At 67.5% G+C, this 24,035-nt stretch carries 22 protein-coding genes, 1 tRNA gene and 1 pseudogene; 14 read left to right on the top strand and 10 right to left on the bottom strand.

Translation table 11 applies throughout. From position 1 onward, the window contains the following. From N8A90_RS12350 to N8A90_RS12370, 5 genes and pseudogenes are all read right to left on the bottom strand, one after another. Window positions 1-173, bottom strand: a pseudogene (locus N8A90_RS12350) (IS3 family transposase); the annotation flags it as partial. A 47-nt stretch (window positions 174-220) separates the two neighbouring features. Further along, window positions 221-829, bottom strand: coding sequence for a hypothetical protein (locus N8A90_RS12355; RefSeq protein WP_262075193.1), 609 nt, complete (start codon window positions 827-829; stop codon window positions 221-223). Between the two features lie 120 nt (window positions 830-949). Further along, a tRNA-Ser gene (locus tag N8A90_RS12360) sits at window positions 950-1,040 on the bottom strand. A gap of 15 nt (window positions 1,041-1,055) precedes the next feature. Continuing rightward, window positions 1,056-1,988 (bottom strand): SPFH domain-containing protein, encoded by a 933-nt coding sequence (locus tag N8A90_RS12365; RefSeq protein WP_262075194.1) that lies wholly within the window; start codon window positions 1,986-1,988, stop codon window positions 1,056-1,058. A 34-nt stretch (window positions 1,989-2,022) separates the two neighbouring features. Continuing rightward, on the bottom strand, window positions 2,023-2,448 hold the full coding sequence (locus N8A90_RS12370) for an NfeD family protein (protein WP_262075195.1): 426 nt from the start codon (window positions 2,446-2,448) through the stop codon (window positions 2,023-2,025). Window positions 2,449-2,580: 132 nt separating this feature from the next. On the opposite strand from N8A90_RS12370, the gene N8A90_RS12375 reads away from it, so the two are divergent. The 5 genes from N8A90_RS12375 (at window position 2,581) to argE (ending at window position 8,628) form a co-directional block, all read left to right on the top strand. Then, on the top strand, window positions 2,581-4,884 hold the full coding sequence (locus N8A90_RS12375) for an arginine/lysine/ornithine decarboxylase (protein ID WP_262075196.1): 2,304 nt from the start codon (window positions 2,581-2,583) through the stop codon (window positions 4,882-4,884). 35 nt (window positions 4,885-4,919) lie between these two features. Next, window positions 4,920-5,753 (top strand): AraC family transcriptional regulator, encoded by an 834-nt coding sequence (locus N8A90_RS12380; RefSeq protein WP_262075197.1) that lies wholly within the window; start codon window positions 4,920-4,922, stop codon window positions 5,751-5,753. 77 nt (window positions 5,754-5,830) lie between these two features. After that, complete coding sequence (locus N8A90_RS12385; RefSeq protein WP_262075198.1) at window positions 5,831-6,550, top strand: alanyl-tRNA editing protein; 720 nt, start codon at window positions 5,831-5,833, stop codon at window positions 6,548-6,550. Continuing rightward, entirely contained in the window at window positions 6,550-7,488 is a 939-nt protein-coding gene (locus N8A90_RS12390) for a DMT family transporter (protein WP_262075199.1), read from the top strand. The genes N8A90_RS12385 and N8A90_RS12390 overlap by 1 nt, the downstream gene beginning before the upstream one ends. A gap of 30 nt (window positions 7,489-7,518) precedes the next feature. Continuing rightward, window positions 7,519-8,628: an acetylornithine deacetylase gene (gene argE / locus N8A90_RS12395; RefSeq protein ID WP_262075200.1), complete on the top strand. Its 1,110-nt coding sequence runs from the start codon at window positions 7,519-7,521 to the stop codon at window positions 8,626-8,628. Here the strand turns inward: argE and N8A90_RS12400 are convergent. The 3 genes from N8A90_RS12400 to N8A90_RS12410 are packed head-to-tail and all read right to left on the bottom strand — an operon-like array spanning window position 8,625 to window position 10,781. Next, window positions 8,625-9,494 carry an EamA family transporter gene (locus N8A90_RS12400; protein ID WP_262075201.1) on the bottom strand — a complete coding sequence of 290 codons (870 nt, stop codon included), beginning with the start codon at window positions 9,492-9,494 and terminating at the stop codon, window positions 8,625-8,627. The genes argE and N8A90_RS12400 overlap by 4 nt on opposite strands. Beyond that, window positions 9,491-10,045, bottom strand: coding sequence for a phosphonate degradation HD-domain oxygenase (locus N8A90_RS12405; protein WP_262075202.1), 555 nt, complete (start codon window positions 10,043-10,045; stop codon window positions 9,491-9,493). Before N8A90_RS12405 ends, N8A90_RS12400 begins: the two co-directional genes overlap by 4 nt. 4 nt (window positions 10,046-10,049) lie before the next feature. Next, window positions 10,050-10,781, bottom strand: a complete 732-nt coding sequence (locus N8A90_RS12410; RefSeq protein ID WP_262075203.1) for a phosphonate utilization associated transcriptional regulator — start codon at window positions 10,779-10,781, stop codon at window positions 10,050-10,052. A 156-nt stretch (window positions 10,782-10,937) separates the two neighbouring features. On the opposite strand from N8A90_RS12410, the gene N8A90_RS12415 reads away from it, so the two are divergent. Genes N8A90_RS12415 through phnX form a run of 5 tightly spaced genes read left to right on the top strand, consistent with a single transcriptional unit; the run spans window position 10,938 to window position 16,808 of the window. Continuing rightward, complete coding sequence (locus N8A90_RS12415; RefSeq protein WP_262075204.1) at window positions 10,938-11,972, top strand: putative 2-aminoethylphosphonate ABC transporter substrate-binding protein; 1,035 nt, start codon at window positions 10,938-10,940, stop codon at window positions 11,970-11,972. A 13-nt stretch (window positions 11,973-11,985) separates the two neighbouring features. Continuing rightward, window positions 11,986-13,077 carry a putative 2-aminoethylphosphonate ABC transporter ATP-binding protein gene (locus tag N8A90_RS12420; RefSeq protein ID WP_262075205.1) on the top strand — a complete coding sequence of 364 codons (1,092 nt, stop codon included), beginning with the start codon at window positions 11,986-11,988 and terminating at the stop codon, window positions 13,075-13,077. Then, window positions 13,077-14,798, top strand: a complete 1,722-nt coding sequence (locus N8A90_RS12425; protein ID WP_262075207.1) for a putative 2-aminoethylphosphonate ABC transporter permease subunit — start codon at window positions 13,077-13,079, stop codon at window positions 14,796-14,798. Before N8A90_RS12420 ends, N8A90_RS12425 begins: the two co-directional genes overlap by 1 nt. A gap of 46 nt (window positions 14,799-14,844) precedes the next feature. Beyond that, a complete protein-coding gene (locus tag N8A90_RS12430; RefSeq protein ID WP_262075208.1) occupies window positions 14,845-15,972 on the top strand; it encodes a TIGR03364 family FAD-dependent oxidoreductase in 1,128 nt (375 codons plus the stop codon). A gap of 20 nt (window positions 15,973-15,992) precedes the next feature. Continuing rightward, on the top strand, window positions 15,993-16,808 hold the full coding sequence (phnX, locus tag N8A90_RS12435; RefSeq protein ID WP_262075210.1) for a phosphonoacetaldehyde hydrolase: 816 nt from the start codon (window positions 15,993-15,995) through the stop codon (window positions 16,806-16,808). 6 nt (window positions 16,809-16,814) lie between these two features. On the opposite strand, the gene N8A90_RS12440 is transcribed toward phnX, so the two are convergent. Then, a complete protein-coding gene (locus N8A90_RS12440) occupies window positions 16,815-17,660 on the bottom strand; it encodes a DNA ligase (protein ID WP_262075211.1) in 846 nt (281 codons plus the stop codon). 41 nt (window positions 17,661-17,701) lie between these two features. Next, window positions 17,702-18,493, bottom strand: a complete 792-nt coding sequence (fabI, locus tag N8A90_RS12445; RefSeq protein WP_262075212.1) for an enoyl-ACP reductase FabI — start codon at window positions 18,491-18,493, stop codon at window positions 17,702-17,704. Window positions 18,494-18,530: 37 nt separating this feature from the next. On the opposite strand from fabI, the gene N8A90_RS12450 reads away from it, so the two are divergent. From N8A90_RS12450 to N8A90_RS12465, 4 genes are read left to right on the top strand one after another with little or no spacing between them, the layout of a single operon-like run. Further along, window positions 18,531-20,327: an extracellular solute-binding protein gene (locus N8A90_RS12450; RefSeq protein WP_262075213.1), complete on the top strand. Its 1,797-nt coding sequence runs from the start codon at window positions 18,531-18,533 to the stop codon at window positions 20,325-20,327. A 13-nt stretch (window positions 20,328-20,340) separates the two neighbouring features. After that, the gene (locus N8A90_RS12455) at window positions 20,341-21,375 is read left to right on the top strand and encodes a microcin C ABC transporter permease YejB (RefSeq protein ID WP_262075214.1); all 1,035 of its coding nucleotides are present in this window, start codon (window positions 20,341-20,343) and stop codon (window positions 21,373-21,375) included. Between the two features lie 4 nt (window positions 21,376-21,379). Beyond that, complete coding sequence (locus N8A90_RS12460; RefSeq protein WP_262075215.1) at window positions 21,380-22,414, top strand: ABC transporter permease; 1,035 nt, start codon at window positions 21,380-21,382, stop codon at window positions 22,412-22,414. Then, the gene (locus N8A90_RS12465; RefSeq protein WP_262075216.1) at window positions 22,411-24,021 is read left to right on the top strand and encodes an ABC transporter ATP-binding protein; all 1,611 of its coding nucleotides are present in this window, start codon (window positions 22,411-22,413) and stop codon (window positions 24,019-24,021) included. Before N8A90_RS12460 ends, N8A90_RS12465 begins: the two co-directional genes overlap by 4 nt. The last annotated feature ends 14 nt before the right edge of the window (window positions 24,022-24,035 follow it).

Consider the following 24,035-nt stretch of genomic DNA (forward strand, 5'->3'; position numbering starts at 1 on the left):
GTGTCGACCTCCACACGCTTGACCCAATCGTGCAGCGTCTGCGGCACGCATCCAATCTTGGGTGCGATGGATTCGATAGCTGCCCACAGCGACGGGTACTCCCCACGGTGCTCCTGCACCATCCTCACCGCGCGCTCACGCACCTCGGGTGAGAACTTGTTCGACTTGCTCATGGCTCAATCCTCTCAGAGTGTTGAGCCTCCTCAAAAACCGGGGCGATTCACACTGTCAGTCGGGCGCTTTCATTCTGAGCAAATTGCTGATCAAGTTTTGCTACAGCCGCGGCTGCCTCTGCCCTTTCTTGAGCAACCCGCTCGGACAGTGCATCAAACTTCGACTGCTGGGCCTCAGCTGCGATCTTTAAGTCCGTAAGCGTGATTCCAAGCGCGTCTCTTTGAGCACTAACCTCAGCAATGGTCTGCCTGCTGAACTCAGCCTGCTGCTGGAATAGCCGCACCACGGTTTCAGGAGAAAGCGTGTCAATCTTTGGGCCGAACGCCCATAGCAGCGACAGGATCTGTTGTTCTACGTAGTTGCTGGCGTTCGCGATATGCCCGGCGTTCTTGTTCGAAATGAACGCATTCAGCTCGGCGAGGATTTGCTGAAAGCCGGTCTGGAGCTGAGAAAGGCCAGGCGCACTTGTCAGTTCCGCTGGGGATTGGTCGAACAGAGCGGCGACCGTCTCCGCTACAAGGAAGACTTTGTCCCGCATTGCCGCGTAGGGCGCATTCGAAAGCATTGGCTCTTCGGCGAATGCCGGGGCCCCCTTTAGATCCAGGATGCTTGCAACGATAGTGCGAGCCGGATGTGCGGTCAGAGCCGTTGCCATACTGTCTCCTCGTCCGTTACTACCGATCTCCTGGAACCTCCAGACGCCGGCAGCTTTGTGGGTCTTATTGTGGGAACTGAAAGAAAAAACGCCCCGAAAGGGGCGTATTTCTTAGTCTGTTGGCGGAGCAGGCGGGATTCGAACCCGCGGAGGGCTATTAACCCTCACACGCTTTCCAGGCGTGCGACTTAAACCGCTCATCCACCGCTCCGAACAGCCTTCGATTCTAACCTGCACTCGGGCCCGTTTTGCCAGCCTGCACCATCCGCATGGCCGAAGCGATGAGCGCGGCTGTTTCCGACATGTTGCTGGGCACGATCAGCGTGGTGGTGGCGTCGGCCGCGACCTTGCCGTAGGCATCGACCGCGCGCTCGGCCACCTTGAGCTGCACCGCCTGCTCGCCGCCGGGCTGGCGGATGGCGGCGGCCACGCGCTCGATGGCGTCGGCGGTGGCGGTCGCGACGGCGGTGATGGCCGCGGCTTCGCCCTGGGCGTTGTTGATCTGCGCCTGCTTCTCCCCCTCGGAGCGGGCGATGAAGGCCTCGCGCTCGCCGGTGGCGATGTTGATCTGCTCCTGGCGCCGGCCTTCGGAGGCCGCGATGAGTGCCCGCTTGCCGCGCTCGGCGGTGATCTGCGCCTGCATGGCCAACAGGATCTCCTTCGGCGGCGTCAGGTCCTTGATCTCGTAGCGCAGCACCTTCACGCCCCAGTTGAGCGCCGCCTCGTCGATGGCAGCCACCACCTGGGCATTGATGATGTCGCGTTCCTCGAAGGTCTTGTCCAGCTCCAGCTTGCCGATCACGCTGCGCAGCGAGGTCTGCGCCAGCTGCGTGACGGCCATGATGTAGTTCGACGAACCGTAGCTCGCGCGCATCGGGTCGGTCACCTGGAAATACAGGATGCCGTCGACCTGCAACTGCGTGTTGTCGCGCGTGATGCAGATCTGGCTGGGCACGTCGAGCGGGATCTCCTTCAGGCTGTGCTTGTAGGCGACCTTGTCGATGAAGGGGATGAGGAAGTTCGGGCCGGGCGTCATCGTGCTGTGGTACTTGCCCAGGCGCTCGCGCACCCAGGCGTTCTGCTGCGGCACGAACTTGACCGACTGGCTGATGAAGATGACGGCGATGACGAGGATGACGAGGGGGACGGTGTATTCCATGGAGTGCTTCCTTGTTGAGGGGCTTCGGCTCGATTCAGATCTTGTCGAGGACGAGGCGGCTGCCGATGATTTCGGCCACGCGGTGCTCGCCGGTGCGGGGCGAGTCGCCGGGGCGGGGTACCACGGTCCACAGGGCCCCGCGGTAATGCACCTGGGCTGTCCCGTCGTCGTTCCAGTGGTCGACGTGCACGCGCTCCCCGATGTCGAGATTGACGTCGCGGTTGGCGCCGCTGGGTGCGGCTGGCGGATGGCGCCGGCGCACCAGGTACCACGCCGCCACGGACCCGACGCCCACGACGGCCGCGACGAGCAGCTGCGTGCGCAATCCGAAGCCCGCATGCGCGGAAATCGCCGCAGCGGCGAAGCCGGCGCCGAGCAGCAGCAGGTAGACCGTGCCGGTGAGCAGTTCCAGCACGATGGCGCCACTGGCGATGAGCCACCAGAGGGTGGAGTCGGCCATGTCATCTCCTCGTTGTTGCGGGCCGGCCATTCTCGGGCAAAAGGCGCACGGCGCTTTCACGCGAATTCCGTACACTTCGCCCCTCTTTGCGCTTTTGCCTCTTCGTCTCTTCGCGTCTCCGGAGCCACCCGCATGAAATTTCGCTTTCCCATCGTCATCATCGACGAGGACTTCCGCGCCGAGAACACCTCGGGGCTCGGCATCCGCGCGCTCGCGCAGGCCTTCGAGAGCGAGGGCTTCGAGGTGCTGGGCGTCACGAGCTACGGCGACCTGTCGCAGTTCGCCCAGCAGCAGAGCCGGGCCAGCGCCTTCATCCTGTCGATCGACGACGAGGAGTTCACGCCCGGCCCCGACCTCGACCCGGCCGTGCTGAACCTGCGCAGCTTCATCGAGCAGGTGCGCCGCAAGAACGCCGAGGTGCCGATCTACATCTACGGCGAAACCAAGACCTCGCGCCACATCCCGAACGACATCCTGCGCGAGCTGCACGGCTTCATCCACATGTTCGAGGACACGCCGGAGTTCGTGGCGCGCCACATCATCCGCGAGGCCAAGAGCTACCTCGAAGGCGTGCAGCCGCCTTTCTTCAAGGCGCTGATCGACTACGCGGAAGACGGTTCGTACTCGTGGCACTGCCCGGGGCACTCGGGCGGCGTGGCCTTCCTGAAGAGCCCGGTCGGCCAGATGTTCCACCAGTTCTTCGGCGAGAACATGCTGCGTGCCGACGTGTGCAACGCGGTGGAAGAGCTCGGCCAGCTGCTCGACCACACCGGCCCGGTGGCGGCCAGCGAGCGCAATGCGGCGCGCATCTTCAACGCCGACCACTGCTTCTTCGTGACCAACGGCACCAGCACCAGCAACAAGATGGTGTGGCACCACACGGTGGCGCCCGACGACGTGGTGGTGGTCGACCGCAACTGCCACAAGTCGATCCTGCACGCGATCATCATGACCGGCGCGATTCCGGTCTTCATGAAGCCCACGCGCAACCACTTCGGCATCATCGGCCCGATCCCCAAGAGCGAGTTCGAGCAGAGCGCGATCAAGGCCAAGATCAAGGCCAACCCACTGCTCAAGGACCGCGACCCGAACAAGGTCAAGCCGCGCGTCATGACGCTCACGCAGTCGACCTACGACGGCGTGATCTACAACACCGAGACCATCAAGAACATGCTCGACGGCTACGTCGACACCTTGCACTTCGACGAGGCCTGGCTGCCGCACGCGGCCTTCCACCCGTTCTACGGCGCCTACCACGCGATGGGCAAGCGCCGCATCCGGCCGAAGGAGTCGCTGGTGTTCGCCACGCAGTCCACGCACAAGCTGTTGGCCGGCATCAGCCAGGCCAGCCACGTGCTGGTGCAGGACTCGCAGAACCGCGCGCTCGACCGCGACCTGTTCAACGAGGCCTACCTGATGCACTCGTCGACCAGCCCGCAGTACGCGATCATCGCGAGCTGCGACGTGGCCGCCGCCATGATGGAGCCGCCCGGCGGCACCGCGCTGGTGGAAGAAAGCATCCTGGAGGCGCTCGACTTCCGCCGCGCGATGCGCAAGGTGGAAGCCGAATTCGGCAAGGACGAGTGGTGGTTCAAGGTCTGGGGCCCCGAGAAGCTGGTCGAGGAAGGCATCGGCCGCGCCGACGACTGGATCATGAAGGGCGAGGGCAGCACCGACAGCAAGGCCAAGAGCGCCAAGCGCAACTGGCACGGCTTCGGCAAGCTGGCCGACGGCTTCAACATGCTCGACCCGATCAAGTCGACCATCGTCACGCCGGGCCTGGACCTGCAGGGCAAGTTCTCCGACACCGGCATTCCCGCCAGCGTGGTGACCAAGTTCCTCGCCGAGCACGGCGTGATCGTCGAGAAGACCGGCCTCTACAGCTTCTTCATCATGTTCACCATCGGCATCACCAAGGGCCGCTGGAACACGCTGCTGACGGCGCTGCAGCAGTTCAAGGACGACTACGCCCGCAACCAGCCGATGTGGCGGATCATGCCGGAGTTCTGCCAGAACCATCCGGGCTACGAGCGCCTGGGCCTGCGCGACCTGTGCCACCGTGTGCACGAGCTCTACGCGCGCTACGACATCGCACGCCTGACCACCGAGATCTACCTGAGCGACCTGACGCCGGCGATGAAGCCGAGCGACGCCTTCGCCCACATCGCGCACCGCAAGACCGAGCGCGTCGAAATCGACCAGCTCGAAGGCCGCATCACGACGAGCCTGATCACGCCGTACCCGCCAGGCATCCCGCTGCTGATCCCTGGCGAGGTCTTCAACAAGAAGATCGTCGACTACCTGAAGTTCGCGCGGGAGTTCAACGCCGAGTGCCCGGGCTTCGAGACCGACATCCACGGCCTGGTGGCGCGCGTCGACGAGACGGGCAAGAAGCGCTACTACGCCGACTGCGTGCGCGCCGCCCAACCGGCCTGAGAGCGCTGGGCAGACGCGCTATCGGATGCAGTCCCATGGCGCGTCTGGACCCCGGCAACACCTCTCGCTACTGGCATGCGCCCGGCCTGTCGGGCATGGATCTGCTGCAGGCCGATTTCACGACGCACGACTACGCGCCGCACGTGCACGACTCCCTCGTCGTCGCGGTCACGGAGCTCGGCGGTTCGGAGTTCAGGAGCCGTGGCCGCACGGATGTCGCCCATCCGCGCGCGTTGCTCGTCTTCAATCCGTCCGAGCCGCATTCGGGCCGCATGGCCGGCAGCGCGCGCTGGCGCTATCGGTCGTTCTATCTGGCCGAGCCGGCCCTCCGCGACATGCTGCAGGCCGTCGGGCTCGATCGACCGGGGTATTTCACGTCGAATGCGGTGCCCGACCAGGACCTCGTCACGCGGTTCATGGCCCTTCACCACGCGTTGGAGGCGGATGCGCAGAACGCGTCCCTTCATCGCGAGTCGCTCGTCCGCACCTTCGGTGACCTGCTGCAGCGACACGGGCAGGCGGCCAAGCGCCTCCCCAAAGCGCCACGTGACGCGGCCGCGCTGGCACCCGCGCTCGAACTCGTGCGCGATGGCTATGCCGACAACCTGACGCTCGAGCAGCTGGGCGCGGCCGCGGGCCTGACGCCGTTCCAGCTGATCGTTGCGTTCAAGCGAACGCTGGGCCTGACGCCGCATGCGTACCTGACCCAATGGCGTCTGCGGCGGGCGCTCCGGCATCTGCGGGAGGGCCGGTCCGTCGCCGAGGCGGCGCTGGCTTCCGGCTTCTATGACCAGAGCGCCCTGAACAAGCACTTCAAGCGCACCTTCGGCATGACACCGCTGCAGTACGTGCGCGCGGGCGCATCCTGACGTCCGCGCGACGCTCAATTTCGACCAATAGCTTTCCGAGCCGTCCTGCCATGCTGGCCCCATCAGCAAGGCCATCCATGACGCGACTCTTCTGCCAAGACAACCCTGAGATCCTGACGCTGGACGCCACGGTCGTCCGGACCCGGCCCGGCGCGCTGCTTCTCTCCCGACATCCGCTCTATCCCGGCGGCGGCGGGCAGCTTCCGGACAGGGGCGTCATCCGGTGGCAAGGCGGCGAAGCCGCAGTCACCGGGTTTTGCGAGGAGGGCGGCGCGGTCTGGATCGAAGTGGCCGGCGGCATCGAGGTCGAGGGCGACGTGCAGGTTGGGGTCGACCCGGTGTTCCGCCAGCGCATGCGGGAGCTCCACACCGACCTGCACGTCCTGAATGCGCTCGTCTACCGGGACTTCGACGGTGCGTTGGTGACCGGCGTCCAGATGAACGACGACGGGACGGCGCGCATCGACTTCGACCTGCCGGATGCCGACAACGATCGTCTGCGCGCTCTGGAGCCGGAACTCAACGATGTCATCGCCCAGGACCTCGCGGTCGAGACAAGCTACGTCTCCATGACCGCCGCCCACGCCGAGAAGGGTCTGCTGCGTTCTCGCTCGGTGGCGCCGCCACCATCTTCGGAAGGCCTGATCCGCATCGTCGAGATCGCCGGGCTGGATCGTCAGGCCTGCGGGGGAACACATCTGGCCTCGACCGGGGCATCGCGTCCGATCCGAATCCTCAAGATCGAGAACAAGGGCCGTTCGAACCGCCGGGTGCGCATCGGCTTGCAGGGCCTGTGATGCGCAACGCGTTGTTCGCCCTGTGGACCCGCCCGGTCTGGCTGCTGTGGCTGCCGCCGGCGTTCTGGGCCGGCAACCTCGTGCTGGGCCGCGCACTCGGGCCTGTCTTTCCACCGGTCTCGCTGGCGGTCGGCCGCTGGGTCGTTGCGCTGGTCGTCCTGGCCCCCTTCGTCTGGCGGCAGGCCTGGCTTGAACGGGACCTGCTGGCCAGGCACTGGGCGTTGATCGCCGCCTGCGGCGCCTTCGGCATCGCCGGCTACAACGCACTCGGCTACCTCGCCTTGCAGACCGTGCCCGCCGCCAGCGTCGCTTTCCTCAATTCGACCCTGCCGCTCATGGTGCCGCTGGCGGCCGTGGCCCTCGGCGTCGAGCGCATCACGGGGAGGGCGCTGGTCGGCATCGCGATCTCGTTCGCGGGCGTTGCCTGGATCGTGGCCCGTGGCGACATGACCAGCCTCGCCGCACTGCGCGTCGACGGCGGCGAACTGCTGGTGCTCCTGGCCGTTGCCAACTACGCCATCTATTCCGTCCTGCTGCGACGCAAGCCCGCGGCGATCAGCCCGTTGGTGTTCCTGGCGGCGACCATGGCGGCAGGGTTGCTCGTGCTGATGCCGTTCTGGGCCGTCGAGCTTGCGCGGGGTGCGCGCATCCCGGCAGACCTGGCCTCGCTCGGCGCTGTGCTCTACATCGGCGTCTTCGCCTCGCTGTTCGCCTTCATCCTCTGGAACCGCTGCGTCGCGTCGCTCGGCGCGACGGTGACCGGCGTTTCGTTCCACCTTGTCGCACTGTTCACGGCGCTTCTTGCCTTCATCGTGCTGGGAGAGCCGGTGCGCGCTTTCCACGTTGCGGGCATGGTGCTGATCCTGCTCGGATTCTTCGTGGCGACACGCCGGACCGCGGGGCGCGCCGCCATGCCCGCGACGTCGTCACGACCTTGAGCCGCGCGGCATCGATCCGCAGCCGCCATCATGGACACGGTCGACATCCTCCGGACGCTGTGCGCCTTCGACACGACCTCCTGCCGGTCCAACCTCGATCTCATCCGCTGGGTGGCGGCGTACCTCGACGACCTTGGCATCGCGGCGCGGCTGGTCCACAGCGACGATGGCACGAAGGCCAATCTGCTCGCGACGATCGGCCCGGACGTGGCAGGCGGCATCGTCCTGTCCGGCCACACCGACGTGGTCCCGGTCGACGATCAGGATTGGCATTCCGACCCGTTCACACTGATCGAACGCGATGGGCGGTTCTACGGGCGGGGATCGGCCGACATGAAAGGATTCATCGCCGCATGCCTGGCGGCCGTGCCGCGCTGGCGCCGCCTGGGCCTGCGCCGCCCTGTCCATCTGGCGCTCTCCTACGACGAGGAGGTCGGCTGCTTCGGCGTTCCGCGCCTCATCGCCGATCTGCAGGCGCATGTGCAACCGCCCGCCCTGGCCGTCATCGGCGAGCCGACCGAAATGCGCATCGGTCGGGCCCATCGTGGCTTCTACGGGCAGCGCACCGTCTTTCGCGGCCGCCCAGCGCATTCCAGCCATCCGGCCCTGGGTGTCAGTGCCATCGAGCCGGCGGCGCTGTGGATCGCGGCGTTGGCGAAGTACGGGCGCACGCTGGCCCTGCACGGCAACCGCACGACCTTGAACATCGGGTGCCTCCGTGGCGGCACCGCGATCAACATCGTGCCCGGATGCTGCGAGGTGCTGTGGGAGTTCCGGCCACCGGATGCGTCCAGCACGGCCGCCGTGAAGGCCGAGGTCGAGCGCCTGCTGTCCGGGCTGCCGACGGGCGTGGCCGTGGAAACGGCCCAGATCGCGGAAGTGCCCGCGCTCGCGGCGAAGAACGCCGGCGAGGCGGCGGCCATCGCCCGGTCGTTCGGCGCGCGGTGGCCACCGGCCGAGCTTCCCTTCGGCACCGAGGCCGGCTTCTTCGAGCGGGCCGGCATCCCTTCGCTGGTCTGCGGGCCGGGCGCCATCGCGCAGGCGCATCAGCCCAACGAATGGATCGCGGCCAGCGAGCTCTGTGCCGCCGATCGATTTCTCGAGGGTGTCGGGAAGTGGCTCGCTGCGGACCGGCCCTAGCCGAAGCGCAGCGCCATCACGCCCGTCACCACCACCGCCGTGCCGGCGGCGCGCTGCCATCCGAAGGGTTCGCGCAGCAGCAGGGTGCCGATCACCGCGGCGAACAGCACGGAGGTCTCGCGTAGCGCCGCCACCAGCGCGACGGGCGCGCGCGTCATCGCCCACAGCGCGATCGCGTAGCTGCCCATCGAGGCGAGGGTGCCGAAGGCGGCGAGCTTCCAGCGCCCCGCCATGTAGCGGACCGCGGCGCCGCGTTGGTCGCCGCGCTGCCACATCACCAGCAGCAGGTAGGGAATGCCGTCGAACAGGAAGAGCGCGGCGACGTAGGCCAGCGCGTCGCCCGAGGCGCGCACGCCCAGGCCGTCGACCACCGTGTAGAGCGCGATGATGGCGGCGTTGCCGAAGGCGAAGCGCAACGCCTGGCGCCGCTGTGCTTCGCCACCGGCATGCAGCGACGAACGCGACAGCCCGAGCGTGAGCACGCCGGCACACACCACGGCCACGCCGGCCCACGAGACGGCCGACAGGTGCTCGCCGATGAAGGCCACGCTGCCGATGGCCACGAGCAGCGGCGCGCTGCCGCGCATCACGGGGTAGGTCAGGCCGAGGTCGCCGTGCCGATAGGCGCCCGCCAGGGCGATGTAGTAGCCCAGATGGATGGCGGTCGATGTGAAGATGTAGGGCCATGACGCCGCCGCCGGCAGGCCGGTCCACAGCAGCACCGGAAGCGCGACGAAGAAACCCAGGCTGTGGATGAGCGCGGTGTCGAGCTGCTTGTCGCGGCCGGACTTGATGAGCGCGTTCCAGCCGGCGTGCAGCAGCGCGCCGAACAGGACGGCCATCACGACCGGGCCGCTGATCGTCACGCGCGGGCCAGCATGCAGCGTTGTGCGCGTGCCAGGTAGTGCGCGAGTGGCGGCGTGGGGCGGTCCGGCGATTTGGCCTGGTCGTCCCACAGGCGCAGCGCGACCGCGTCGGCCGCGTGTTCCTGCGCGATGAAGGTGTCGGCCTGTTCGGGCGAGAAGATGCCGCCTTGCAGTTCGAGGCTGCGCTTGGAGTCGTCCGACAGCTGCTGCCAGTAGCCGGCGCGCGTCGCGCACAGGTAGCGCTTGGCGTCGACGTGCCACTGGATCGCCTTGAGCACGCGTTCGCCGAACACGCCGCGCAGGAAGGGCAGGGCGAAGTACTGGTGCACGTCGTCCACGCCGCGGAGTGTGGGCGTCTCGCCCTGGTCGTTGAGCAGGTGGCCCAGGTCGTGCAGCAGGGCGGCCGTGACCAGTTCGTCGTCGGCGCCCGCCTGTTCGGCGAGCAGCGCGGTCTGCAGCGCGTGCTCGAGCTGGGTGACGGGTTCGCCGCTGTACTGGGCGGCGCCATGGCGGGCGAAGAGCCCGTCGATGTCGCTCAGGCTCAAGGCCATGGTGTCAGGCCTCCACGGCCGCGGCGGGCTTGCGCGCAGGCGTGCGCGCCGCCGCCTGCTTCTGTTCGTAGTTGCGCAGCGTGCGCTCGCGGCTGTTCATCACGTGCTGGTACATGGCCTGGCCGGCGGCTTCGGGGTCGCCCGCGGCGATGGCCTTGACGATCTGGCGATGTTCGCGCGAGTAGACCGTCATCGATTCGGTCGTGAGGTTCTGCCGACGGAACAGCGACAGCTCGTTGACCAGGCGCCGGTAGGTGGCGAGCAGCTTGCTGTTGCCGGCCAGCTCCAGCAGCCGGTCGTGGAACTTGAGGTTGAAGCGGTGGTAGTCGTGCGCGTTGTCGCCCTTGACGGCCTGCTCCATCGCGTCGACCAGCTGCCGCAGCTCGCGCACCTCGGCGGGCGTGATGCCCTGGGCCAGCTTGCGGCCGACATAGAGGTCCATCACGGCGCGCACCTCGAAGATCTCGAGGGCTTCCTCGACCGGCACGTCGCGCACGAACACGCCGCGGTTCTTCTCGGTGCGCACGAGGCCGGCTTCCTCGAGCATGCGGAAGGCCTCGCGCACCGGGCCGCGCGAGACGCCGATCTGGTCGGCCAGCGTGGCTTCGGTGAGCTTGGCACCGGAAGGGAGCGTGCCGTCCAGGATCATGCGTTCGATCTCGCGCTGCACCAGGTTGGCGAGCGAATTCGACTGCAGTTGCGCGATGGCGGGGTTGCTGGAGATCTTGGTAGCCATGGCCTCATCCTACTTTCGACGTCGTAGATTGTCTACGATCTTCAAAAGACAATAGACGAAATGCGCGAGGTGGCCCCGATTTTGCTTGGCGCCTGTGTCACGGATATGTCGTTTCGTGTCGGCACAGTCCTTTCTTTTTCGACAAGGAGCTTCTCGATGTCTCTCGCCAAGTCACTCATCGCCGGCCTGATCGGCCTGGCCTTCGCCGGCGCCGCGCTGGCCCAGAAAACCCAGCTCATCGTCTACACGGCGCTGGAGACGGACCAGCTCAAGGCCTACCAGGAGGCCTTCAACAAGGTCGAACCCAACATCGAGATCAAGTGGGTGCGTGATTCGACGGGCGTGGTCACCGCCAAGCTGCTGGCCGAGAAGGCCAACCCGCAAGCCGACGTGATCATGGGCGTGGCCGCCACCAGTCTGGCGCTGTTCGAGCGCAACGGCATGCTCGAGCCCTACGCGCCGTTGAATCTCGACGCGATCATGCCGGCCTACCGCGACAAGAAGTCGCCGCCCGCCTGGTTCGGCATGGACGTGTTCGGTGCGGTGGTGTGCTTCAACACCGTCGAAGCCAAGAAGAAGAACATCCCGATCCCGACCACCTGGAAGGATCTGACCAAGCCCGAGTTCAAGGGCCAGGTCGTGATGCCGAACCCGGCATCGTCGGGCACCGGCTACCTCGACGTGGTGTCGTGGCTGCAGCTGTGGGGCGACGACGGCGGCAAGGGCGGCGGCTGGAAGTACATGGACGCGCTGCACGAGAACATCGGCCAGTACACGCACTCGGGCTCCAAGCCCTGCAACATGGCGGCGGCCGGCGAATACGTGGCCGGCGTGTCCTTCGAGTACCGCGGCCACACCAACAAGGCCAAGGGCGCCCCGATCGAACTGGTGTTCCCGAAGGAAGGCCTGGGCTGGGACCTGGAAGGCTTCGCCATCTACAAGGGCACCAAGAAGCTCGAGGCCGCAAAGAAGCTGGCCGACTGGGCCTCGTCGAAGGACGCGATGATCCTGTACGGCAAGAACTTCGCCATCACCGCGCAGCCCGGCGTGGCCCCCAAGCTCGCGAACATTCCGGCCGACTACGAGTCGCGCCTGATCAAGCTCGACTTCGACAAGGCCGCTGCCGGCCGCGAGCGCACGCTGGCCGAATGGTCCAAGCGCTACGACGCCAAGAGCGAGCCGAAGAAGTAAGCCGGGGCCGCGCGTGACCAAGGCCTACCTCGAACTGCAGGGCATCCACAAGCGCTTCGGCAGCTTCACCGCGCTCGACGACATCCACCTGTCGATCGAGCGCGGGGAGTTCGTCTGCTTTCTGGGGCCCTCGGGCTGCGGCAAGACCACGCTGCTGCGCATCATCGCGGGCCTGGAGACGCAGACGGCCGGGCGCATCGTGCAGGCCGGCCGCGACATCTCGGTGCTGCCGCCGGGCGGGCGCGACTACGGGATCATGTTCCAGTCCTACGCGCTGTTCCCTAACCTCACGGTCGCGCAGAACGTCGCCTACGGGCTGGTCAACCGCAAGCAGTCGCGCGCGCAGGTCGCGCCGCGCGTCGACGAACTGCTGAAGCTGGTCGGCCTGCCGGGCAGCGGCGGCAAGTATCCGGCGCAACTGTCGGGCGGCCAGCAGCAGCGCATTGCGCTGGCGCGCGCGCTCGCGACTTCGCCGGGGCTGCTGCTGCTCGACGAGCCGCTGTCGGCGCTCGACGCCATCGTGCGCGTCCATCTGCGCAACGAGATCCGCTCGCTGCAACGCGAGCTCGGCGTGACGACCGTGATGGTGACGCACGACCAGGAAGAGGCGCTGTCGGTGGCCGACCGCATCGTCGTCATGAACCATGGCGTGATCGAGCAGGTCGGCACGCCGATGCAGGTGTACCGCGAGCCGGCGTCGCCCTTCGTGGCGGACTTCGTCGGCAAGGTGAACCGCCTGACCGGTGTGGCCGAGGGCGAGCGCTGGTTCCGCTGCGGCGAGAAGCGGCTGCAGTGCGCGCCGGGCGCCGGGGCGGACTTCCGCGCCGGACGCGAGGTCGCGCTGTACCTGCGCCCCGAAGACCGCGTGGTCGGCGTCGGCGTGCGCGACGACGATCCGCTGCGCTGCGAGGGCACGGTCCGGCACATCGAGTTCCTCGGCGGCAACTGCCTGGCCGAGGTCGACGTGCAGGGCATGCCCGGCCAGCCGCTGCAGTTGCAGTACTCGCTCAACCAGATGGACGAGTTCGGCGTGCATGAAGGCGCGAACGTGCGTTTCGCGCTGCGCGCCGACCGGCTGCGCGTGTTCCCGGTGGCAGCGGGCTGATGGTCGCCCCCCCTGTCTACGTGAAGACGCCGCCGCTGCGGCAGCAGGCGCACTGGAGCGACCGGCTCGCGAACCTGGCGCTTCTGGGCATCGTGGCGCTGCTGTGCATCGGCCTGCTGGCGCCGCTCCTGCTGATCCTGTCCAAGGCGCTCGATGCACCCCAGGGTGGCATCGCCTCCGGCACCAGCGCCTTCGCCGCCTACCTCGCGTCGCCGGCGCTGCTGCAAAGCCTGTGGCACAGCGTGTGGGTGTCGCTGATGGTGACCGCCATCGTGGTGCCGCTGGCCTTCACCTTCGCTTACGCGCTCACGCGCAGCTGCATGCCGTTCAAGCCGCTGTTGCGCACCGTCACGCTGCTGCCGCTGCTGGCGCCGTCGCTGCTGTCGGCCATCTCGCTGATCTACTGGTTCGGCAACCAGGGCCTGGCCAAGGAGTTCTGGCGTGTGCTGGGCTTCAGCAGCATCTACGGCGCCCCCGGTATCGTGCTGGCGGAGTGCTTCGCGGCGTTCCCGCACGCGCTGATGATTCTCGTCACCGCGCTCACGCTGGCCGATGCGCGGCTCTACGAGGCGGCCGACGCCCTGGGCACCGGCACCGTGCGCAAGTTCTTCACCATCACGCTGCCCGGCGCGAAGTACGGATTGATCTCGGCAGCGCTGGTGTGCTTCACGCTCGTCGTCACCGATTTCGGCATCCCGAAGGTGGTCGGGGGCAACTTCAACATGCTGGCGACCGACGTGTTCAAGCTGGTCATCGGCCAGCAGGACTTCCAGCGCGGTGCGGTGGTCGCCTTGCTGCTGCTGACGCCGGCGGCGCTCACCTTCGGCATCGACTACCTGGTGCAGCGCAAACAGACCGCCACGCTCACGGCGCGCGCCGTGGCGCTGGTGCCCAGGCGCGCGCGCGTGTTCGACGGCGCCATGACGCTCTACTGCATCGTCATCGTCGCGCTGATGCTCGCGATGTTCCTGATGGCGGTCTTCGCGTCCTTCGCGACGCTCTGGCCCTACAACCTGGCACCGAGCCTGACGCACTACGTCTCGGGCCTGGTCGACGCGGAGCTGGGCGACGCGATGATCAACAGCCTGAAGCTCGCGGCCTGCACGGCTGTGCTCGGCACGGCGGTGGTGTTCGTCGGCGCCTACCTGCTGGAGAAGACCCACGGCCTCGATGGGGTGCGCCCGATCGTGCGCCTGCTCGCGATGCTGCCGATGGCGGTGCCGGGCCTGGTGCTCGGCCTGGGCTACATCTTCTTCTTCAACGCGCCGTCGAATCCGCTCAACGTGCTGTACCAGACGCTGCCCTTGCTGGTGCTGTGCACCATGGTCCACTTCTACACGACCGGCCATCTGACGATGGTGACCGCGCTGAAGTCGATGGACGCGGAATTCGAGGCGGTGTCGGCCTCGCTCAAGGTGCCGTTCTACAAGACCTTCTGGCGCGTTACGCTGCCGATCTGCCTGCCCACGCTGCTCGACGTGTCGCGCTACTTCTTCATCAACGCGATGACGACGATCTCGGCCGTGGTGTTCCTGTACTCGCCGGATACCAAGCTCGCCTCGGTCGCCATCCTGAACCTCGACGAAGCCGGCGACACCGGCCCGGCCGCCGCCATGGCGGTGCTGATCGCGGCCACCTCGGCGGTCGTCACGGTGCTCTACATGGCCCTGGGCAAGTGGGTCGACCGGCGCACGCAGGCCTGGCGGTCACCGGGCCGATGAGCGGCCGCTTCGACGGCCGCACGCGTTCTTCCTTTTCTTCCGAACCATGACTTCAGCAAGCACGAATTTCGATCTCATCGTCGTCGGCGCCGGCATCGTCGGCCTGGCGCACGCCTATGTGGCGGCGCGCCGCGGCCTGCGCGTGTGCGTGGTGGAGCGCGACGCGGCCTGCGTGGGCGCGTCCATCCGCAACTTCGGCTTCGTCACCGTCACGGGGCAGGGCGCCGGCGACACCTGGCGCCGCGCCCGACGCGCCCGCGAGATCTGGGGCGAGGTTGCGCCGCAGGCCGGCATCGAGGCGCTGCACCGGGGCCTGTACCTCACGGCTTTCCGCCCGCAGGCGCTCAAGGTGCTCGAGGCCTTCATGGCCACCGAGATGGGCGAGGGCTGCGAACTGCTCGACCTGGGCGAAGCCGCCCGGCGCGCGCCGGTGCTGCAGCTCGACGGTGCGCAAGGCGTGCTCTACAGCCCGCATGAGATGCGCGTCGAGTCGCGCACCGCCATCGGCCTGCTGGCGCGCTGGCTGGCCGAGGCGCACGGCGTGGAGTTCCGATTCGGCGAAGCCGTCCTCGAGGTCGCGGCGCCGCGCGTGCGCACCTCGCGTGCCGTGCTGCATGGCGAGCGCGTGGCCGTCTGCACCAACACCGACCTGAATGGCCTGTTCGCCGAGCGCCTGGTGCCCCACCAGTTGTGCCTGTGCCAGCTGCACATGCTGCGGGTGCAGCCCGAGCCGGGCTTCAGGCTGCCGGGCTCCGTGATGGCCGACCTGAGCCTGGTGCGCTACCACGGCTACAGCCAGCTGCCCGAGGCGGCGCCGCTGATCGAACAGATGCGCCGGGAGGAGGGCGAATCGCTGGCCCACGGCATCCACCTGATCGTCGTGCAGAGCGCCGATGGCTCGCTGGTGGTGGGCGATTCGCACCACTACGGCGCCGTGCTCGAACCCTTCGCGGATCAGCGCGTCGACGACCTGATCCTGCGGCACCTGCGCGAGACGCTCAAGCTGCAGCAGGCCACCGTGACCCAGCGCTGGGTCGGCACCTACCCCTCGTCGGCCAGCACCGACTGCCTGATCGACCGCCCCGACGACGCCACGCGGATGGTGATCGTCACCAGCGGCACCGGCGCCAGCACCGCCTTCGGCATCGCCGAGGACGTGTTCGCCGATTGGTAACCCTATTCATCCCGTCCACCATGACCTCCCCACCCACTTCCCTCGGCGCCGTCGTCTTCGACTGGGCCGGCACCATCCTCGACTTCGGCTCCTGCGCTCCGATGGGTGCCTTCGTGCGCCTGTTCGAGAAGTTCGGCGTCGCGCTCACCATCGACGAGGCGCGCGGCCCCATGGGCATGGCCAAGTGGGACCACATCCACGCGCTCGGCCAACTGCCCCGCATCGCCGCGCAGTGGCAGCAGGTGCACGGCAAGCCCTTCACCGATGCCGACGTCGACCATCTCTACGAGGTCTTCACGCCGATGAACGCGGCGGTGGTAGCCGACTTCGCCGATTTCATTCCCGGCGCGGTGCAGATAGTCGATACGCTGCGCGCGCGCGGGCTGAAGATCGGCTCCACCACCGGCTACAACCGCCCGATCATGGACATCGTGACGCCCATCGCCGCGGCCGGCGGCTACGTGCCCGACAACCTGGTGTGTGCCGGCGACCTGGCGGCCGGCCGGCCGTCGCCGCTGATGATGTACCGCACCTTCGCCGACCTCGGCGTGTGGCCGCCGTCGCGCGTGGTGAAGGTGGACGACACCGGCGTCGGCATCGAGGAAGGCCTGAACGCCGGCACCTGGACGGTGGGGCTGGCCGTCAGCGGCAATGCGGTAGGCCTGCCGCTGGCGCAATGGGAGGCGCTCGACGCCGCGCAGCAGGATGCACTGCGCCAGACCGCCACCGCCAAGTTGAAGGCGACTGGCGCGCACTACGTGATCGACAGCGTGGCCGATCTGTTGCCGGTGCTCGACGACATCGAGGCGAAGCTGAAGCAGGGCCTGACGCCCTGAAGGCGATCAGTTCGGCGCGTCGGTCCGCACCCGCATGAAGCGGGCGAAGCGCGGCAGCCCGCTCGGGTGGGTGCCGTTGTAGCGGTAGGTCACCCAGGTGCCGATCGGCGGCGGGTCGCGACGCTGCGCATCGGTGAAGCCGCTGCCCAGCCGGAAGCGCTGCCCCTGCGGCGTCTCGACGATCAGGGCGCCGAGGCGGCCGGCGTGCCTGCCCTGGCCGGGCGTGTGGCCGACGACGCGTGCCTCGGCATCGTCGTAGGGCTTGAACTTCAGGAGGTCGGCGTTGCGCTCGCCGCGGTAGGGGGCGCTGCCGCGGTGGAGCATCAGGCCCTCGCCGCCGAGCTTCACCGTCTTGGTCAGCAGCGCCTGCAGATCGGCATGCGTGGTGGCGCGCTGCTGCGCGACCGGCACCACCCACGGCGCCGCCGGGATCGGCAGCAGCTTGCGCAGCGCGGCCAGCCGCATGTCGAAGTCACCGGGCTCGGCGGGCAGGTCGAACACCATGAATCGCATCTCGCGCCAGGCCGCGTCGCTGGGGCTTTCGCTGCGCACGGTCGAGGTGGCCAGTTCGAAGCGGCCGCGGCCGGCCCAGAGTTCGCCGTCGAGGGGCACGGCAGGCAGCGGCGCGGTGAACCAGGCCGGCGCCGCGACGCGGATGCCACCGCGCGTCCAGAGCCGCTGGCCGTCCCAGTAGCCGCGCACGCCGTCGTATTTCTCGCTGACCCAGTAGCCGTCGAGCGGCATGCCGGGCCGGTACACGTCGGCCAGCATGAGCGCCGGTGCGGCGGCGTGAGCAAGCGGCGCCAGCACAGTCGCCAGGCCGGCCATCATCAGAAAGTGACGTCGTTGCATCGCGACCCTCCCAGGCCGCTCTCCGCGCGAAGAGCAGGAAATCAGGCAGCCGGCTCGTCGATGCCGCCCACCACGTTGCTGAAGCCGCCGTCGACGTAGGTGATCTCGGCCGTCACGCCGCCGGCCAGGTCGCTCAGCAGGAAGGCCGCGACGTTGCCGACATCCTCGATCGTGATGTTGCGGCGGATCGGCGACACCTCGGCCACGGTCGCGAGGATCTTGCCGAAGCCCTTGATGCCGCTGGCCGCGAGCGTCTTGACCGGGCCGGCGCTGATGCCGTTCACGCGCATGCCCTTGGGGCCGAGCGACTGCGCCAGGTAGCGCACCGAGGCTTCCAGGCTGGCCTTGGCCAGGCCCATGGTGTTGTAGTTGGGCAGGGCGCGGATGGCGCCGAGGTAGGTCAGCGTGAGCAGGGCCGACTTGTCGCGCAGGTAGGGCAGGGCCGCCTTGGCCATCGCCGGGAAGCTGTAGGCGCTGATGTCGTGCGCGATCTTGAAGCCCTCGCGCGACAGGCCGTCGAGGAAGTCGCCCGCGATCGCCTCGCGCGGTGCGAAGCCGATGCTGTGCACGAAGCCGTCGAACTGCGGCCAGGTCTGCGACAGGTCGGCGAAGAGCTTCTCGATCTGCGCATCGTCGCCCACGTCGCAGTCGAAGATCAATTTCGAGTCGAAGTCGGCGGCGAATTCGGTGATACGGTCCTTGAAGCGCTCGCCGACGTAGCTGAAGGCGAGTTCCGCGCCCTGTTGATGACAGGCCTTGGCGATGCCATACGCGATCGACCGGTTGCTCAGCACGCCGGTGATCAGAATTTTTTTGCCTGAAAGAAAGCCCATGGAGTTGCCTCGTGAAAATCTTGGGCAGAATTCTCGCATGCGTGGTTGGCTGCTCCTGGTGATGTTGCTCTCGGCGGCCCCCTCGTGGGCCGCCCATGCCTACGCGCAGTTCGGCGACGTCAAGTACCCGGCGGGGTTCACGCATTTCGACTACGTGAACCCGCAGGCGCCCAAGGGCGGCGAGATCCGCATGGTGCCGCCCACGCGGCCCACCAATTTCGACAAGTTCAACCCGTTCACGCTCAAGGGCACTGCGCCCTACGGCATCGGCTCGCTGATGATCGAGAGCCTGCTCACGGGCAATTCCGAAGAGCCGACCACCGCCTATGGCCTGCTGGCCGAGGACGTGGAGGTGGCCGAGGACAAGCGCTCCGCCACCTTCCGGCTGAACCCGAAGGCGCGCTTCCACGACGGCTCGCCGGTGCAGGCGGCCGACGTGGTGCACTCCTTTCGCATGCTGATGAGCAAGGAGGCGGCGCCGCAGTTCAAGACCATCTACGCCGAGGTCAAGGACGTGATCGCCGTCGACGCCCGCACCGTGCGCTTCGACTTCGCCAGCCCGAACCCCGAACTGCCCCTGGTGGTGGGCGGCATGGCCGTCTTCAGCCGCGCCTGGGGCCAGGGCAAGGCCTTCGACCAGATCATGACCGAGGTGCCGATCGGCTCCGGACCCTACCGGATCGCCAACCCGCGCATGGGGCGCGACATCACCTACACGCGCGACCCGGCCTATTGGGGCGCCGACCTGCCGGTGCGCAAAGGCCTGTTCAACTTCGACCGCGTGTCTTTCAAGATCTACCTCGACGAGACCTCGAAGTTCGAGGGTCTGAAGGCGGGCGAGTACGACTTCATGCGCGAATTCACCTCGCGCAACTGGGCGCGCCAGTACACCGGCAAGCAGTTCACCTCGGGCGAGATCGTCAAGCGCGCTTTCGAGAACAAGAACCCGGGCGACTTCCAGGGCTACGTCTTCAATGTGCGCAAGGACAAGTTCAAGGACATCCGCGTGCGCCAGGCCATCGGGCTCGCGATGGACTTCGAGTGGCTCAACAGGCAGCTCTTCTACGGCCTGTACAAGCGGGTCGAGGGCTACTACCCGAACAGCGAGTTCCATGCCGAGGGCCTGCCCAAGCCCGACGAGCTGGCGCTGCTCGAGCCGCTGCGCAGCCAGTTGCGGCCCGAGGTCTTCGGCCCGGCCGTGGTGTCGTCCAGCACCGCGCCGCCCGGCAGCCTGCGCGAGAACCTGCGCAAGGCACGCACGTTGCTTGCGGAAGCCGGATGGACCTACCGCGACGGCGCGCTGCGCAATGCGAAGAACGAGCCCTTCACCATCGAATTCCTGAACGACCAGCCCTCGCTGATCCGGGTGGCGACACCGTTCCAGACCGCGTTGCAGAAGCTGGGCATCCAGATGAGCTTCCGCACGGTGGACTTCTCGTTGTCGCAGCAGCGCATGGACAACTTCGATTTCGAGATGACGACGATCCGTCTGCCCGGCAGCACCGCGCCGGGCGGCGAACTGCTCGAACTGTTCGGATCGAAGGCCGCGTCGACCAACGGCTCGGCGAACATCTGGGGCATCGCCGACCCGGCCGTGGACGCGCTGCTGCAGAAGGTGGTGGCGTCCAGGACCCGGCCCGAACTCGTGACGGCCATGCGCGCGCTCGATCGGGTGCTGTCGCACGGCTACTACTCGGTGCCGCAGTATTACGGCGACGCCTTCCTGATCGGCTACCGGCCGGCACCTTTCGTGCTGCCACCGACCGTCCCGCCGTACTACCAGGCCGACACCTGGGCGATGAGCACCTGGTGGGCCTCGCCCGCGAACAAGTGATCGGGCGCCACGCATGACCAGCTACATCCTCAAGCGCCTGCTGCTCATGGTGCCGACCCTGTTCGGCGTGCTGCTGCTGACCTTCGCCGTGATCCAGTTCGTGCCGGGCGGCCCGGTGGAGCAGATGGTGGCGCAACTGCAGGGGCGCGATTCGGGCGGCGAACGCGCCGCCGCAAGCGGTGCCGGCTACCGCGGCCGCCAGGGTCTGGACGAGAAACGCATCGAAGAGATCAAGCAGCTCTACGGCTTCGACAAGCCCGCGCCGGAGCGCTTCTGGCAGATGCTCAAGAGCTACGCGCGCTTCGACCTGGGCACCAGCTTCTACCAGCGCAAGGACGTGTGGCAGCTGGTGAAGGAGAAGATGCCGGTGTCGATCAGCCTCGGCCTCTGGACCTTCTTCATCAGCTACCTGATCGCCGTGCCGCTGGGTGTGGCCAAGGCGGTGCGGGCCGGCTCGCGCTTCGACTTCGTCACCACGCTCATCGTGCTGATCGGCTATGCGATACCGGGCTTCGTGCTGGGCGTGGCGCTGCTGGTCATCTTCGGCGGGCAGCTGCAGTGGTTCCCGCTGCGGGGGCTGACCTCGCCCAATTGGGAATCGATGGGGTGGGGCGCGCGCATCGTCGACTACCTCTGGCACATCACGCTGCCGATCACGGCGATGGTGCTCGGCAGCTTCGCGGTCACGGCCATGCTGACCAAGAATTCCTTTCTCGAGGAAATCCGCAAGCAGTACGTGCTGACCGCGCGCGCCAAGGGGTTGAGCGAGCGGCAGGTGCTGTGGAAGCATGTGTTCCGCAACGCACTGATCCCGATCATCACCGGCTTCCCGGCGGCCTTCATCGGTGCCTTTTTTACCGGCGCGCTGCTGATCGAGACCTTGTTCTCGCTCGATGGCCTCGGCCTCCTGAGCTACGAGAGCGTGATCCGGCGCGACTACCCGGTGGTGCTGGGCACGCTCTATCTCTTCACGCTGATCGGGCTGGTGACCAAGCTGATTTCCGATCTCTGCTATGTATGGGTCGATCCGAGGGTGAAGTTTGACTAGCGCCGTGCCGCCCCTCTCCGACAGCCCCGGCCGGCGTGCCTGGCACCGCTTCAAGCGCAACCGCCTGGGCTTCTGGAGCCTGCTGCTCTTCAGCGTGCTGGTCGTGCTGAGCCTCTTTGCCGAGCTGCTGTCGACCGACAAGCCGCTGGTCGTGCGCTACGAAGGCACGACCTACTTCCCGGTTCTGCGCGACTATTCGGAGAAAACCTTCGGCGGCGACTTCGAGACACCGGCCGACTACCTCGACCCCTTCATCCGCGAGCGCATCACGCAGGGCGGCAACTGGGCGGTCTACGCGCCCAACCCCTACGGCCCCAAGACGCTGAACTACTTCGCGACCTCGCCGAACCCGGCCGCGCCGTCGCGCGAGAACTTCTTCGGCAGCGACGACCGCGGGCGCGACCTGCTGGCGCAGCTGATCTACGGCTTCCGCGTGAGCGTGCTGTTCGCGCTGGCGCTGACCTTCATCGGCGTCGTGCTCGGCGTCATCACGGGCGCGATCCAGGGCTTCTTCGGCGGCAAGATCGACCTGGCCTTCCAGCGCTTCATCGAGATCTGGGGCTCGATGCCCGAGCTGTACCTGCTGATCATCTTCAGCGCCATCTTCGCGCCCAGCGTCGCGCTGCTGCTGGTGCTGCTGAGCCTGTTCGGCTGGATGGGCCTGTCGGACTACGTGCGTGCCGAATTCCTGCGCAATCGGCAGATGGACTACGTGCGGGCCGCGCGCGCCCTGGGCGTGAGCAACCTGCAGATCATGTGGCGCCACATCCTGCCCAACAGCATGACGCCGGTGGTGACCTTCCTGCCGTTCCGCATGAGCGCGGCGATTTTGGCGCTGACCTCGCTCGACTTCCTCGGCCTCGGCGTGCCCCCGGGCACGCCGTCGCTGGGCGAACTGCTGAGCCAGGGCAAGGCCAACATCGACGCCTGGTGGATCTCGCTGTCGACCTTCGGCGTGCTGGTCGTGACGCTGATGCTGCTGACCTTCATGGGCGACGCGTTGCGCGATGCACTCGACCCCCGAAAGATGGACACATGATGACACCGCTGCTCGACGTTCAAGGGCTGCGCGTCGCCTTCGGCGGCAAGGCGGTGGTGCATGGCATCGACTTCCAGATCGGCGTCGGCGAGAAGCTCGCGCTGGTGGGGGAGTCCGGATCGGGTAAGACCGTGACGGCGCTCAGCCTGCTGCGCCTGGTTCAGAACGCCGAGGTCCAAGGCAGTGCGCGCTTCGCCGATGCGGCGGGCGGCGAGCGCGACCTGCTGGCGTTGTCCGAACATGCGCTGCGCGGCATCCGCGGCAAGGAGATCGCGATGATCTTCCAGGAGCCGATGACCGCGCTGAACGCGCTCTACAGCGTGGGCGACCAGATCGCCGAGGTGCTCGAACTGCACGAGGGCCTGTCCAAGCGTGACGCGCTGGCGGCGGCGGTGCAGCTGCTCGCCGACACCGGCATTCAGGAGCCGGCCCGGCGCGCACAGGCCTTTCCGCACCAGCTCTCGGGCGGCCAGCGGCAGCGGGCCATGATCGCCATGGCGCTGGCCTGCAAGCCGCGCCTGCTGCTGGCCGACGAGCCGACCACCGCGTTGGACGTCACGGTGCGTGGTCAGATCCTCGACCTGCTGAGCGCGCTGCAGCAGAAGCACGGCATGGCGGTGCTGCTGATCACGCACGACCTGAACCTGGTGCGCCGCTTCGCCGACCGCGTGGCAGTGATGGAAGGCGGCCACATCGTGGAGCAGGGCGCGGTGGCCGATGTGTTCGGTGCGCCGCAGCACGCCTACACACGCCGGCTGATCGACAGCCGGCCGACGCGCGACGTCGTCCCACCACCGGCCGCCGACGCGCCGCCGGTGCTGGCCGCGCAGGGCCTGCGCGTGAGCTACCCCGTGCCGCGCCCCGGCGTCGCAGGCTGGTTCCGCGCCGGCGCCTTCGTGGCGGTGGAGGGCGCCGATTTCCGGATCGCCCGGGGCGAGACGCTGGGTGTGGTCGGCGAATCGGGCTCGGGCAAGTCGACGCTCGCGCTCGCCACGCTGGGCCTGCTGCCCCATGAGGGCGCGCTGGAGGTCGATGGCCGACACTGGGGTGCCGGCAGCACGCAGGACCGCGCGCTGCACCGGACCATGCAAGTGGTCTTCCAGGACCCGTTCTCCTCGCTCTCGCCGCGCATGACGGTGGAACAGATCGTCGGCGAGGGGCTGACCGTGCACTCGCCCGAACTCGACCGCGCCGCGCGCCGGGTGCGCGTACTGACGGCGCTGGCCGATGTCGGCCTGGGCGAGGCGCAGTTCCCGGCCTTGCTCGACCGCTATCCGCACGAGTTCTCGGGCGGACAGCGCCAGCGGCTGGCGATCGCGCGCGCGCTGATCGTCGACCCGTCGCTGCTGGTGCTCGACGAGCCGACCAGCGCGCTCGACGTCACCATCCAGAAGCAGGTGCTCGGGCTGCTGCAGCGGCTGCAGCGCGAGCGCGGGCTGAGCTATCTGCTGATTACGCACGACATCGAGGTCATCGCCGCCATGGCGCACCAGGTCATCGTGATGAAGGACGGCGCCATCCTCGAACACGGGCCGGTCGAGCGGGTGCTCGACGCCCCTGAACATCCCTACACACGCAAGCTCGTGGCGGCCGCTGTGGCCGATTAGACAAAGAGACGCCC

Source organism: Variovorax sp. N23 (assembly GCF_025486315.1).
Classification (GTDB): Bacteria; Pseudomonadota; Gammaproteobacteria; order Burkholderiales; family Burkholderiaceae_C; genus Variovorax.